Consider the following 13,043-nt stretch of genomic DNA (forward strand, 5'->3'; position numbering starts at 1 on the left):
ACGAGTTTAGACTCAATATCACTCACTATCACTTTGAGCATGAGAAGCCCGAGGATGAGCACGGTCATAGACTTGGGTTAGCTTAGCAATATCGACATGCGTATAGATTTGGGTGGTACTAATATCACTGTGCCCAAGCATCTCTTGCACTGCGCGCAAGTCGCCACTGCCAGAGAGCATATGCGAGGCAAAGCAGTGACGCAGTAGATGGGGATAGAGGTTTTGAGCGATACCAGCGCGTTTGGCAGCGACCTTGAGGCGCTGCTGTACCGCTCGCGTGGATAGCCGTGTGCCTAGCTTTTCACTAATAAAAAGTGCGGTATCTTGCCCCTCAACCCACAGATTGCGATGCGGCAAATAACGACTGATGGCATCGCTCGCTTTAGTGCCTATCGGGACTAGGCGGGTTTTATTGCCTTTACCCGTCACCCTTACGCGCAAATCAGCCAAATCCACATCCGTTATATCGAGCGCCACAAGCTCGCCGACCCGCAGACCACTGCTATAAAGCAGCTCAAACATCGCTTTATCGCGTAGCCATAATCGCGCTTGCTCTGGCGTAGCAGGTATTTCTTGTTCAAGCAGTTGGGTGAGCAAGTCAACATCGGCAATAGACGGCAGAGGCCGCGGACTGCGTTTGAGCTGATAGCCGGTAGTCGGATTGATACGCGCTATCCCCTCTTCGATAAGCCAGCTATAAAAGTGGCGAATTGCCGATAGCTCTTGTTGTACGCTAGCCAGCGCAAGCTTATCTTCATCGAGGCGCTGAGAGATATGCTGAGCCAATTGCCGCTTATCGCAGCGCGTCCAAGTCAGGCGCTTACCACGCAGATATAGCGCTAACTGATTGACGCCCGCAAAATACGCCGCCAAAGTATGCTCAGAGTGATTGCGTACTGACAGCACATTTAACCAGCGATTCACTGGCGACAATAGCTCACGTAGCGCAGCATCCGCCTCTACACTCTTGGCTAATTGACCAAACTCTTTAACACTCATAATGGGCCTTTACTAGCGCATAGTTGACTAGGGCGTACTAGGCTTGATACCCGCCTGCGCCATAATACCATCAGGGCTAAACACCCCTTCATAAACAAAAGCGGTAGGACCGGTCATCATCACCGAATAGCCCGGCTGCCATTTTACGATCATACTGCCGCCATAGAGCTGCGCGCGGATATCCTCGCCTTCATCAAGCCAGCCTTCACGGATACCGATAGCGACGGCCGCACAAGCGCCAGTACCACAAGCTTGGGTCTCGCCTACGCCGCGCTCATAAACTCGCAGACGAATATGGCGCTGATTCATCACTTGCATAAAGCCAACGTTGACACGATCCGGAAAGGCTCGATGCGACTCAATCGCTTTGCCTAAGGTTTCAACTTCGGCATCTAACACATCATCGACTTTGATTACCGCGTGCGGATTGCCCATATTAGCGACATAAAGCTGTACTGGCGTGCCTGCGACATCGAGGTGATAGGCGTTTTGAATTTTGGTAGTGGCTTTTGGGGTAAAGGGAATCTCATCCGGCTCAAATTTGGGCTTACCCATATCGACCTCGACCCAACCATAACGGTCAGTGGTCAAAGAGATAATGCCGCTAGCAGTCTCAACCCGCAAACGCTGCTTGAAGGAGAGCTTGCGCGCTTGTACAAAGCGGGCAAAACAGCGCGCGCCATTGCCGCACTGCTCAACCTCAGCCCCATCTGCATTAAATATCCGGTAGCTAAAATCGACATCGGGACGCATCGGTGGCTCAACCACTAACAGCTGATCAAAACCAATGCCTAAATGGCGATCGCCCAACAACTGTACTAATTCTTCAGATAACTCTAAGCGCTGAGTGACTAAATCAATGACCATAAAATCATTGCCTAGCCCATGCATTTTTGTAAATTCTATTAACATATCCTTGTGTCCTATTATATTTTTAGGTATGGGCTATATTAACATGCTGCCCCGCACAATGATAATTATCGACGCCTCATTTACGCTATTGATTGACAGTCTATCGTCCCAAGAATTATTATCAAAAAAACCCATTATCATTTAAATAATGGGTAGTTTTATATTAGATACTGTTAGCGCTTTATAAGACTGTCTTATTCAGCTTGCCACAGGCTTTCATTAGCGTATAACTCTGCAATCGTTTCGCGCTTACGCACCAGTTGATGACTCTCGCCTGAGACCATCACTTCGCTGGCACGCGGACGCGAATTATAGTTGCTACTCATGGTAAAGCCATAAGCGCCAGCGCCGGTTATCGCTAAGATATCACCTGCTCTAAGCGCTAATAAACGATCTTTGGCCAAAAAGTCGCCCGTCTCGCAAATAGCGCCGACGATATCCCAAGCTTGGCTATCTTTCGTCTCAATACCATGACTTGATAGGGTACTAGGAATCACCGCCATCTCCGCCTGATATAGCGCTGGACGGATAAGATCATTCATCGCCGCGTCAACGATGGCGAAGTTTTTGTGCTCAGTAGGCTTGAGTACATCGACACGCGTTAATAACACCCCAGCATTAGCGACCATACTACGGCCCGGCTCAAAGAATACTTTTAGGTCAAGCTGAGTCAGCTTCGGCAATAGCGCTGCTGCAAACTCATCAATAGAGACCGGCGACTCATCGATATAACGCACGCCAAGACCGCCGCCCAAATCAATGTGCTGTAGCGTAATACCCTTATCGGCCAAAGCATGCACTAGCTCAATAATTTTATCCAAAGCGGCGACAAACGGTGCTACTTCGGTCAATTGCGAGCCAATATGACAATCAATACCGATGATTTCGATATTGGGCATAGTGGCAGCTTGCTCATAGACCGCTAACGCTTGTTCGTGAGCGATGCCAAATTTATTATCTTTAAGGCCAGTTGAGATATAAGGATGAGTCTTGGCATCGACATCAGGATTGACTCGAAGCGATATCGGCGCGGACTTATCGAGCTGCGCCGCTACTTTATTAATCAACGATAGCTCGCTTATGGACTCAACATTAAAGCAGCTGATACCTTGATTGAGCGCAAATTCGATATCCTCATAAGTCTTACCAACGCCTGAGTAAACTACGCGATTCGCTTGTCCGCCAGCGGCTAACACTCGCATTAGCTCACCACGTGAGACGATATCAAAGCCTGCACCAGCCTGCGCCAAAATTCCTAGTACCGCAAGATTAGAATTGGCTTTTACCGCGTAGCAAATCTGATGCTCGACACTAGCGAAGCTATCACTGTAGGCCTTATAAACTTCCAATATCGCTTGTTTTGAATACACATAACACGGCGTTTGATACTGCTCAGCCACAGCTTTGATGCTGACGTCTTCTATATGTAGAGCCTCATCACGATAGCTCAGCGCTGGCAAATGCGCGGTTAGCGCTTTGGCATCGATATACAGACCTGTTTCGGTTTGCGTAGTAATAGCAGTAGTGCTGCCCATGTCCGTAGTCGCCTCAGAGTTGCTCATAGTTTTATCTCAAATTTAATCAAATGAATTAAGTTTTATTTTCTAAAAAAAGCTTACAAAATAGTATTTACTAATAGTCGTTCGGATCATCGCTAGGCTCAGGCAGTATGATTTGTTGCTGTTCTAGATAACGCTCTCGCTCGTAGCTCTCATCACCTATGTCAGAGAATGCCGCATCTTGTGGTTGGCTAGTACTCTCTAATCTCTCAGAGCTAGTCACTAATCCTTTCTCGCTATCCGCTAAATACAAAGCGCCTTTTTGTCCACAGCCGCTCAAACTTAGAGCCGCTACCAAGCCTATAAAAGTAAACTGTGCTAATAAAGAATCTCGTTTCAAAGTCATCATGAGTCATCGACCATTAACAGGTATCAAGAAAATATTGGTTTGTAATAATAGCATCAATTGATAAAGAGTGACTGGCTTTAGCGCTAATTTTATCGATCATTTTGGCCACTATTTGCCCCTTACTATCTGCTATACGATGCATGCAGTTAGTAGTTATTAATCCTATAAATTCTAAGATATAGTTGGTTTTTTATAAAATAAAGATTGGGTTAAATGATATGGTTTTTGACAAGGAGCGCATACAGTACGCTAGCAAAGTCTATATCAATCCTGCAAGGGAGCGGCTAGACTTTTAGTTAGCCTATACTATGTCTGTATTGGCTCAATCTACAGCAGTAACTAACACTTGACGAATGCTTACCTTAAACCTTATAGTTGTTGTGGTATAGCATTTAGCAATATTCAGCATAACCCTTTGCAATGAGGCTACCTCTAAGCGATGTGATAGGCTATTGACTGATTAGCACCCCTGCCCCCTAACATAATCTAAGGATAGAGCATGACTGACAGCGTCAACACTTCCACTTTCAACGACCAAAATTCGGACGGCTCGCAGCTTACTAACCCCACTTTAGTACTCAACTGCGGCTCCTCTTCTATTAAATACGCCTTAATCAGTGAAGATGAATCAACTCGTATCACTGGACTTGCCGAAAACTTAGGTCTTGATACGGCTCGTATTAAGCATACCGCCTTAAATGGCGAAAAGCTTGAAATCGCTATCCCTGGCGGACGTCATAAGCTTGCTTTACAAAAAATCCTTGAGCTCCTTGAGCAATATCACTTTATCGCGGTAGGCCATCGCGGGGTACACGGCGGCCGTGAGTACTCTGAGGCGGTCAAAGTTGATGATCATGTGCTAGCAGAAGTCAAACGCCTCAAGTCATTAGCGCCTTTGCATAATCCAGCTAATGCTCTAGGTATCGAAGCGGTACAAGCGCTTTATCCCGATATTCCGCAAGTGGTGGTTTTTGATACCGCTTTTCACCAAACTATGCCGCCCGTTGCTTATCGTTATCCGATTCCAAAAGCGCTATATGAAGAGGACAAAATCCGTCGTTATGGCTTCCATGGTACTTCACACGCTTATGTATCAGAAAGAGCGAGTGAAATCACTGATGCCAAAGGCCCACATGGTTGGTTGACTGCGCATTTAGGTAATGGCTGCTCAGCGACCGCCGTTTATGATGGCAAAAGCTTAGATACCAGTATGGGACTGACGCCGCTTGAGGGTTTGATGATGGGCACGCGTAGTGGTGATGTTGATCCAAGTCTACATATTCATCTCAAGCGTCAGCTAGGCATGAGCTTAGAGGATATCGATAAGATGCTCAATAGCGAAAGTGGCCTATTAGGTATCTCTGGTCTGTCTAATGATCTTCGTACTGTAGAGCAAGCAGCTAACGAAGGTCATAAAGATGCGATGCTAGCTATCGAGATGTTCTCTTATCGCGTCGGTAAGTACTTGGCAAGCCTTAGCTGTGCGTTACCTGAATTTACCGGTATTGTCTTCACCGGCGGTATTGGCGAGAACTCAGCGACTACGCGCGCGCGTATCTTAAACGTCATGCGCCATTTCGGTATTACCTTTGATGCTGATAAAAATAAAACGCTGGCAGGCGGCGCAGAAGGTAGCTTTCATACCGACGATAGCAGCATTGAGCTATGGGTCATCCCAACTGATGAAGAGTGTCAGATTGCCAAAGAGACGCGTCAGACTTTGGGCTTAGATTAGACTGATCTTGTAATAGGATAAAACAAGCGCTGTAGCTATATAAGTAGAGCGCTTTTTTTGAACGCTTAAAGTACAACAAACCATAGGATATGCTATGCAAACCATTTTACTTGTCCCTATTAGCCGCGGTATCGGCGTCACCTCAGCCGCTCTTGGTCTGATCCGCGCCCTCGATTATAACGGTATTAAAGCTGGCTTTATGAAGCCTTTTTTGCAAGATGATAGCCTAGATAAACAAAACAGCCTTGATAGCTCAAGCGCGCTTATTATGCACGCTTTTGGACTCACTCCGCCCAAATCTATCAACCGCCAGCGCGTTGAGCGCATGATAGGCGATGGTAATCTCGATGAGCTGATGGAAGAGGTTATCGGTAACTATCACAGCATCGAGGGCGATCAAGACGTCATTATCTGTGAAGGCTTAGTACCGACCACAGAAGCCTCATATGCTTCGCAGATTAACCAAGCTATCGCTCATGCATTGGACGCCAAAATTATCTTTGTCAGCACCGTCGATACTAGTAATCCAGCGCAGCTCGCCGACAAGCTCGACGTCCATGCGCGCGAGTTTGGCGGTATTGCTCATGAGCGTACGCTAGGCTGTATTCTCATGCGAGTACACGATGTACCCAATACCTTTGAGACTCAGCCGGTAGCGCCTGGTGAAGCGGTAGTCAGCTTAGATGACGGCTTTATGCAAGAAGTGCAGCGCCTATCGCCGCATTTTCATAGTGATAATTTCCGCTTAATTGGCGTGGTGCCGTTTAGTGATTCGCTATCGGTGCCGCGTACTTGGGATATCGCCGCTGAGCTTGATGCCACTTGGCTCAATGTCGGTGAAGCCAAATCACGCCGTATCAATAATATCAGCTTAACTGCTCGTTCGGTTGCGCGAGTCGATGAAATCTTTAAACGTGGTACGCTTATAGTAGTACCCGGCGATCGGGATGATTTATTGCTAGCCGCAGGACTTGCTTGTATCAATGGCGTGCCGTTAGCGGGCCTAGTATTAACGGGCGGCGTCTCGCCCAACCCTACTGTCGCAGAGCTGTGGCAATCGGCGTTAAAGACGGGTATTCCAGTGATGAGTGTCGAGACCGATAGCTTTGAGACGGTGCAGAACTTATTACAAATGAGCTCGGAGATTCCAAGCGATGATACTGAGCGCGCCACTGATGTCGCCCGTTATGTCGCCGCCCATCTCGATCTAAGCTGGATCAAGGATTACTTCAGCGGCGATTATGTCCCGCGCCTGTCGCCGGCAGCGTTTCGTCATCAAGTGGTCAAAAAAGCGCAAATTGCCAAAAAACGTATCGTATTGCCAGAAGGTTCGGAGCCCCGCACCGTTGAGGCCGCTTGCATCTGCCAAAGCCGCGGTATCGCTGACTGTGTGCTATTAGCTAAGCGCAGTGAGGTCGAGCAAGTCGCCAAAAACCGCGATCTTATTCTGCCAGAAGGGCTCGAGATTATCGATCCTGACATGCTTGACATGAGTAAATATATCGCCGCAGTCGTTGAGCGCCGTAAAGGAAAAACCTCTGAGACACAGGCCGCCGAGCAGTTAGAGGATACGGTCTTTTTAGGGACAACTATGCTGCAAATGGATGAAGTAGATGGCCTAGTTTCTGGCGCTATTCACACCACTGCTAATACCGTGCGTCCCGCTTTTCAGCTCATTAAGACCGCGCCGCAGTACTCGTTAGTGTCGTCTATCTTCTTTATGCTATTGCCTGAGCAAGTGGTGGTCTATGGCGACTGCGCTATCAACCCGGACCCCACTGCTGAGGAGCTCGCTGAGATTGCTATTCAATCGGCGCAGTCGGCAGCAGCCTTCGGTATCGATCCGAAAGTGGCGATGATTAGCTACTCTACTGGCGCGTCCGGCAGCGGCGCTGATGTCGAAAAAGTCATTCGTGCCACTGAAATCGTGCGCGAACGCGAGCCAAACCTAGCGGTGGATGGACCACTTCAGTACGATGCGGCGTCAGTGATGAGCGTTGGTAAACAAAAAGCGCCAGACTCAAAAGTCGCCGGTCAAGCCAATGTGTTTATCTTCCCAGATCTAAATACCGGTAACACTACCTATAAGGCGGTACAGCGTAGTGCTAACGTCATCAGCGTAGGCCCGATGCTACAGGGCTTGAATAAGCCGGTAAACGATTTATCGCGCGGTGCGTTGGTTGATGATATTGTCTACACTATCGCTCTGACGGCTATTCAGGCTTATAGTGATGCCATTTAATGACTTAAGGTTTAAGGTTTTAATGAACGAGCGCTCATCATAAGGTTATGATGAGCGTTTTTTATTTAAGCGCTGGACAATCTTAAAACTTATCAGCAATGTTTATACTCAATGGTTATAATGACGCCATGACCGACAACTCCTCCCTTACTCCTACCAAGCAGATACCTAAACCAGCCATTCGTGCCTATTTGGGCGGCTCGTTTAATCCGGTACATAACGCTCATATCGAGATGGCGACGCAGGTTTATACTGCTCTTGCGCCTTTGGCGAATCAGCAGCACTATGAGCTACAAGTGTCCTTATTACCTAATGCCCGCTCGCCTTTTAAACAGCAAAGCACTGATCCCAAACATCGCTTAGCGATGCTAAAACTGGTGGTGCAAGACACGCCGCTGCGCATTGATGAGCTTGAGCTTTGGCAAGAGCCGCCGGTCTATACTATCGATAGCGTGCGCACTTTACGTCAGCGTTACCCTAATGATTGTTTAATATTTATTATGGGTATGGATAGTGCACGTAGTCTAGAGCACTGGAAACAGGGCTTACAGCTGACGGATTATGTCAATCTTTGGCTGTTTGATCGAAGTGATAGAGATAGCGAGAAATACGCTTGTAATACTTATGCTACAGACCCTATCTGCAACAGCAGAACCTTTGGTAAACCAGTCTTGAGCGATAAACAGCAAGCTACCTTAATCAGCGAGCTTCCCAATCAGTTACAGCGCCAAGTCGTTAACTCTATCAGCGAGCTAATACCGAGTCCGAATGACTCTCTAAAAGAGCAACCCTTAGCAGAAAAACCCTTGAAAACCCTGCCTAAAGGACGCATTTATATAGACTTAACAGCGATTAAAAAGATTTCAAGTACTGAGATTCGCAGACACTTACGGCACTCTCTGATAACGCCCGTAACAGAAGAGAGCTTGCTCAAAGACGCAAATTATCTCTCCAAACACCTACATCCTGCGGTTTATGACTATATTGTGCAGCATAAGCTATATTCCGTTGACTAATTCCGTTAAAATCACCTTATTCTAGTCATGACCATACACTTGGCCCATGACGACTTATATTCTATAGCTAGTGACGATTAAAGAGACTCAAATTTATGACCAATACTATGACTAACGAACGCCTAGAAGACTGCTTAACGCTAGTAAAAAACGCTTTGGACGGTATGAAAGCCAAAAACATCACTGTACTCGACGTTGAGGACTTAACCGACGTTATGGAGCGTATGGTTATCGCTGATGGTACCTCCAAACGCCACGTCCGCGCGATGGCTGATACTGTTGGCGCTGAGGCGAAGCAAGCGGGCTTTATGCCATTAGGCCGCGAAGGGGGCACCGATTCTGACTGGACGCTGATTGATTTGGGCGCAGTCGTGGTGCATATGATGACGCCGCAAGCGCGTGAATTTTATGATTTAGAGGGCCTATGGTCATCGCCTGAAAGCTTAGCTGAGCTAGTAGCGACTCCGCGTGAGAAAAAAGCCGGTCGCCGTAACTAAAGAACTTCTAATTCGCTCAAATAGTGTAAAGACTGGATAATTTATCTGGTCTTTTTTTATGGTGTTTTTGATGAGCACTGTTACTACTCTCAAAAATAAGACTATGCTAAAGACTAATAATATTAGATCATATTGGTTCGCTATTTAGGAAAATTAATGACTACAGTATTCACTACGCTTGCAACAGAACATAATAAAGATTTTAATCAGCCGCTACCGCTGCACATTGCTATCCTACAAGATGTGCGCGCAGGCAAAGCGATGCCGTTCGCCCGTGAGCAGATGAGCGCTATCGATAAAGCGCCGATTAAGGAGCCAGTCGCGGTCAACTTTATGGGACTTGCTACTGATGAGCAAGCCGATCGTCGACATCATGGCGGCCCGCTAAAAGCGGTGCATCAACTGCCTACCGCCACTTATGAGAAGATAAATAATGAGTTTGACTTAAAAGTGCGCGTGGGTACGTTAGGCGAAAACTTAATCACCAAAGCAGTAAACGATTTGCCTGAGATGACGGAGTCCAGCGTTTGTATTGGTGATGTTTTTCAATATGGTGACATTGATAATAATGACAGCGTGCAGCTGCGTATCGTGCAACCGCGCCGCCCTTGCTATAAGATCAATGACCAAATCGGTCAGTTTACTAAAGTGCCCAATATAGCGGCTTGGGTCAGTAAACAAGGTATCGCTGGTTGGTATTTCGAAGTGGTACGCGCGGGCATGATTGATACGGATCTGCCCGTTTATCTAGTAGAGCGCCCCTATCCGTTTGCAACGCTTGAGAAACTCTGGCAACTCTCTAATTCAAAAGATAAGTTTACCGCTGAGGTGATTGAGCCGTGGCTCGCTATTGAGTGTTTGGAGGACAGTTGGAAGGTGGTTTTACGTAAAAAGATTAAAAAAGGTTAGCACTTCATGGCAAAAAATCTCACCACTTTAGCATTAGCGTCTCTATTGACCTTACCCTTAATCGGCTGTATGACTACGAATAATGTTCAGCCCATTGCAACTAAACCCTTTGTCATTGATAGCGAGACTTATCAATCCGCCGGTAAGAGCCAACGTATCAAATTTATTGTGCTGCACTACACCGTCAGCGATAATGAGCGCTCCATTCAGCTGTTAACCAAAGGCAAAGTCAGCGCGCATTATCTAATTATGGATAACGATGACGATAAGATTTATAACTTAGTGCCAGAAGGCGAACGCGCTTGGCATGCTGGTGACGGCGGTTTTGCGGGTCGTACTATCTTGAATGATACCTCTATCGGTATTGAGATTGTCAATAAAGGCATTCAGCCACAATATAAAGATGCGCTAAAAGATAGCGAACTGGACTATCACCCATATAAGCACTTTGTCGAATTTGATGAGGTGCAGATAAAAAAAGTCGCGCAGCTGGTACAAGATATCGCTATGCGCTACGATATTTCCCCAAAGAATATCATTGGCCACTCTGATCTTGCGCCCTCTCGTAAAATTGACCCTGGGGCAAAATTCCCTTGGCAGCGTCTGCACGAAGAGTACGGCATTGCTGCGTGGTATGATGAAGCCGATAAGCAGTTTTTTATGAAAGAAACTCAACTAGCTACGCCAACAATCCCTGAGGTTAAACAAGCCTTTCGCGATTACGGTTATCAGATAAATAGTACTGCTGAATGGGATAAAGCTAGCCGTGATGTGATTTATGCTTTTCAGTTACATTTCAGACCTCTCAAACCAACAGGTCAGATGGATATAGAGACCTATGCTATTTTAAAAGCTCTCAATAAGAAGTATGCTGGACGTGATGATTTTTACTAAAGCCAAACACGCATGAACTGTTTGAAAAGTAACTAGCGGGAATGGGATTGATTTTTCGCAGCCTCTGTCAGCGTAGACACAGCACGCCAGAAAAACTAACCCCAGTCCCGCGCTATAATATAACGTCTATGTTTTACTATCAGATATAACAATAATCAAAAAGGAAACACTATGAGTACCCTATTTAGCGTCAATTTAAATAAACTCGCCTTAATCCGTAACTCTCGCGGCACTGATTATCCTAACCTTTTGTACTTTGTCAAAAAGCTCATTGATTTAGGCGTTAAAGGCTTCACGGTACACCCAAGACCCGATGAGCGTCATATACGCTACCAAGATGTCTATGACATTAGCGAGTTTCTAAAAGATTATAAAGATATTGAATTCAATATCGAAGGTAATCCTAACGAGCAGTTTTTAAAACTCATTCGTGAGGTCAAACCCCATCAATGCACCCTCGTACCTGATAGCGAAGATCAACTGACCTCCGATCATGGTTTCGATATTATCAAACATAAGGATATGCTCTCCAAACTCAGCCACGAACTTGAAGGCTTTGGTACGCGCTGTGCGGTATTTATCGATCCCGATATTGAGCAAATCAAAGCGGTTATCGATAGCGATGTGCAAACGATAGAGATGTACACCGAAGAATGGGCGCGCGCTTATGAAAATAGCAACGATAGCAATGCTAATTTTGATGAAGTAAAACAACGCTTTGATGACTGTATTAACCTCGCCAGCAAAAACGGTATGCGCGTCAACGCTGGTCACGATTTAAATTTAGACAATTTAGCCGACTTGCTTAGCCTTGGCGAAATCGCCGAAGTATCGATTGGTCATGCTTTTACTGTCGAATCGCTAGAGCAAGGTATGGACAACGTGGTGCGTCAATATTTGAAGATTTGCGAATAGAACGTGCTGATAAAAGAGGTGTTTTATGACGCTACGTATTCACGCTTTATTTCATACCGACTACGCGGACTTAAGCTTTATCAAGCAGTGGGCAAACGCACATAACTACCCCATTACCGTTAGTCGCTCTTACGATAATGATGACTTACCTGAGCCTGATTACTTTGATTGGCTAATCGTGATGGGCGGGCCAATGAGCGTCCATGATGAAGAAAAGCACCCTTGGCTCAGTAACGAGAAACAGCTGATTACCCAAGCAATCGACGCGGGCAAAACCGTGATTGGGGTTTGCTTAGGGGCGCAGCTAATCGCCCATTGCTTGGGCGCTGAGGTGAAACCATCTGGGGTAAAAGAAATCGGTTGGTTGCCGATGCAGCTGACGCAAGCCGGACAAGCGCATCCTTTATTACAGGACTTACCCAAACAAGCCTTCACCGTGTTTCATTGGCACGGTGAGGGTTTTGACTGTCCACAAGGCGCGAGCATTATTGCTGAGACGCAGGCTTGGGCCAATCAAGGCTTTATCTACCAAACGGCAAAACATAAACAGCGTGGCACTTGGGTATTGGCTTGGCAGTGTCATTTTGAAGTCACCGAAGAGAGCCTACCCAAAATGGTCTTCAATGGTAATGCTGCTATCCAAAGTGGACTAAAAGACTATCCTGAAACCGTACAATCAACGGATAAGATATTAACCTTAGGTAAAAATTATATTGATGAAAATAATGCACGATTAGCCGCTATGCTCAATCGGCTAGCAGCGTCAGCAAATGAATAGTATAAGGAGTCAGTTATGAGTCATTCACAGCAAGATGAGCAACAAAGACTTGAAGAATATTTGAAAACAAAGGCTAAAGAGGAGCAGGAAAATAAGCAACAACAGGAAGCTGAGTCGTTATCCAAGTATGAGGCTTGTGTGCTTAGAGAGAGTGCTCGGGTGAAGGAGTTGATTGTTGAGGCTCGGAAAGAGGCTGAAGAAAAATCAGAAGATAAGTAAGTCTTAATGCCCTCTAAAA

The 13,043-nt window shown here is 46.3% G+C and carries 13 protein-coding genes; 9 read left to right on the plus strand and 4 right to left on the minus strand.

What is annotated here, in order from left to right; genetic code table 11:
* Positions 1 to 18 precede the first annotated feature (18 nt).
* The 4 genes from M0N77_RS10190 to M0N77_RS10205 form a co-directional block, all read right to left on the minus strand.
* Positions 19 to 999 carry a tyrosine recombinase XerC gene (locus M0N77_RS10190; RefSeq protein WP_353105075.1) on the minus strand — a complete coding sequence of 327 codons (981 nt, stop codon included), beginning with the start codon at positions 997 to 999 and terminating at the stop codon, positions 19 to 21.
* Positions 1,000 to 1,026: 27 nt separating this feature from the next.
* Positions 1,027 to 1,911 (minus strand): diaminopimelate epimerase, encoded by an 885-nt coding sequence (dapF, locus tag M0N77_RS10195; protein WP_353105076.1) that lies wholly within the window; start codon positions 1,909 to 1,911, stop codon positions 1,027 to 1,029.
* Positions 1,912 to 2,105: 194 nt separating this feature from the next.
* On the minus strand, positions 2,106 to 3,473 hold the full coding sequence (gene lysA, locus M0N77_RS10200) for a diaminopimelate decarboxylase (RefSeq protein WP_371834200.1): 1,368 nt from the start codon (positions 3,471 to 3,473) through the stop codon (positions 2,106 to 2,108).
* Between the two features lie 70 nt (positions 3,474 to 3,543).
* Positions 3,544 to 3,819: a lipoprotein gene (locus M0N77_RS10205; protein ID WP_353105077.1), complete on the minus strand. Its 276-nt coding sequence runs from the start codon at positions 3,817 to 3,819 to the stop codon at positions 3,544 to 3,546.
* 499 nt (positions 3,820 to 4,318) lie between these two features.
* Between M0N77_RS10205 and M0N77_RS10210 the strand changes: the two genes are divergently transcribed.
* The 9 genes from M0N77_RS10210 (at position 4,319) to M0N77_RS10250 (ending at position 13,024) form a co-directional block, all read left to right on the plus strand.
* Positions 4,319 to 5,554 carry an acetate kinase gene (locus tag M0N77_RS10210; protein WP_353105078.1) on the plus strand — a complete coding sequence of 412 codons (1,236 nt, stop codon included), beginning with the start codon at positions 4,319 to 4,321 and terminating at the stop codon, positions 5,552 to 5,554.
* A 94-nt stretch (positions 5,555 to 5,648) separates the two neighbouring features.
* Positions 5,649 to 7,796 carry a phosphate acetyltransferase gene (gene pta, locus M0N77_RS10215; protein ID WP_353105079.1) on the plus strand — a complete coding sequence of 716 codons (2,148 nt, stop codon included), beginning with the start codon at positions 5,649 to 5,651 and terminating at the stop codon, positions 7,794 to 7,796.
* 128 nt (positions 7,797 to 7,924) lie between these two features.
* Positions 7,925 to 8,812: a nicotinate-nicotinamide nucleotide adenylyltransferase gene (locus M0N77_RS10220; protein WP_353105080.1), complete on the plus strand. Its 888-nt coding sequence runs from the start codon at positions 7,925 to 7,927 to the stop codon at positions 8,810 to 8,812.
* A gap of 95 nt (positions 8,813 to 8,907) precedes the next feature.
* The gene (rsfS, locus tag M0N77_RS10225) at positions 8,908 to 9,309 is read left to right on the plus strand and encodes a ribosome silencing factor (RefSeq protein ID WP_353105081.1); all 402 of its coding nucleotides are present in this window, start codon (positions 8,908 to 8,910) and stop codon (positions 9,307 to 9,309) included.
* A 156-nt stretch (positions 9,310 to 9,465) separates the two neighbouring features.
* The gene (locus M0N77_RS10230; RefSeq protein WP_353105082.1) at positions 9,466 to 10,218 is read left to right on the plus strand and encodes an MOSC domain-containing protein; all 753 of its coding nucleotides are present in this window, start codon (positions 9,466 to 9,468) and stop codon (positions 10,216 to 10,218) included.
* A 6-nt stretch (positions 10,219 to 10,224) separates the two neighbouring features.
* Entirely contained in the window at positions 10,225 to 11,112 is an 888-nt protein-coding gene (locus M0N77_RS10235) for an N-acetylmuramoyl-L-alanine amidase (protein WP_353105083.1), read from the plus strand.
* 171 nt (positions 11,113 to 11,283) lie between these two features.
* The gene (locus M0N77_RS10240; protein ID WP_353105084.1) at positions 11,284 to 12,027 is read left to right on the plus strand and encodes a pyridoxine 5'-phosphate synthase; all 744 of its coding nucleotides are present in this window, start codon (positions 11,284 to 11,286) and stop codon (positions 12,025 to 12,027) included.
* Between the two features lie 25 nt (positions 12,028 to 12,052).
* Positions 12,053 to 12,805, plus strand: coding sequence for a type 1 glutamine amidotransferase (locus M0N77_RS10245; RefSeq protein ID WP_353105085.1), 753 nt, complete (start codon positions 12,053 to 12,055; stop codon positions 12,803 to 12,805).
* 15 nt (positions 12,806 to 12,820) lie between these two features.
* Positions 12,821 to 13,024, plus strand: a complete 204-nt coding sequence (locus M0N77_RS10250) for a hypothetical protein (RefSeq protein ID WP_353105086.1) — start codon at positions 12,821 to 12,823, stop codon at positions 13,022 to 13,024.
* Positions 13,025 to 13,043: the final 19 nt, after the last annotated feature.

The sequence above is a fragment of the Psychrobacter sp. AH5 genome, assembly GCF_040371085.1.
GTDB lineage: Bacteria > Pseudomonadota > Gammaproteobacteria > Pseudomonadales > Moraxellaceae > Psychrobacter.

Bases quoted from the DNA above. Each gene is read 5' to 3' on its own strand.
- M0N77_RS10230 (WP_353105082.1), top strand. From the start codon at position 9,466: ATGACTACAGTATTCACTACGCTTGCAACAGAACATAATAAAGATTTT.
- M0N77_RS10250 (WP_353105086.1), top strand. From the start codon at position 12,821: ATGAGTCATTCACAGCAAGATGAGCAACAAAGACTTGAAGAATATTTG.
- pta (WP_353105079.1), top strand. From the start codon at position 5,649: ATGCAAACCATTTTACTTGTCCCTATTAGCCGCGGTATCGGCGTCACC.
- M0N77_RS10240 (WP_353105084.1), top strand. From the start codon at position 11,284: ATGAGTACCCTATTTAGCGTCAATTTAAATAAACTCGCCTTAATCCGT.
- lysA (WP_371834200.1), bottom strand. From the start codon at position 3,473: ATGAGCAACTCTGAGGCGACTACGGACATGGGCAGCACTACTGCTATT.
- M0N77_RS10205 (WP_353105077.1), bottom strand. From the start codon at position 3,819: ATGATGACTTTGAAACGAGATTCTTTATTAGCACAGTTTACTTTTATA.
- M0N77_RS10190 (WP_353105075.1), bottom strand. From the start codon at position 999: ATGAGTGTTAAAGAGTTTGGTCAATTAGCCAAGAGTGTAGAGGCGGAT.
- M0N77_RS10210 (WP_353105078.1), top strand. From the start codon at position 4,319: ATGACTGACAGCGTCAACACTTCCACTTTCAACGACCAAAATTCGGAC.
- dapF (WP_353105076.1), bottom strand. From the start codon at position 1,911: ATGTTAATAGAATTTACAAAAATGCATGGGCTAGGCAATGATTTTATG.
- M0N77_RS10235 (WP_353105083.1), top strand. From the start codon at position 10,225: ATGGCAAAAAATCTCACCACTTTAGCATTAGCGTCTCTATTGACCTTA.
- rsfS (WP_353105081.1), top strand. From the start codon at position 8,908: ATGACCAATACTATGACTAACGAACGCCTAGAAGACTGCTTAACGCTA.
- M0N77_RS10220 (WP_353105080.1), top strand. From the start codon at position 7,925: ATGACCGACAACTCCTCCCTTACTCCTACCAAGCAGATACCTAAACCA.
- M0N77_RS10245 (WP_353105085.1), top strand. From the start codon at position 12,053: ATGACGCTACGTATTCACGCTTTATTTCATACCGACTACGCGGACTTA.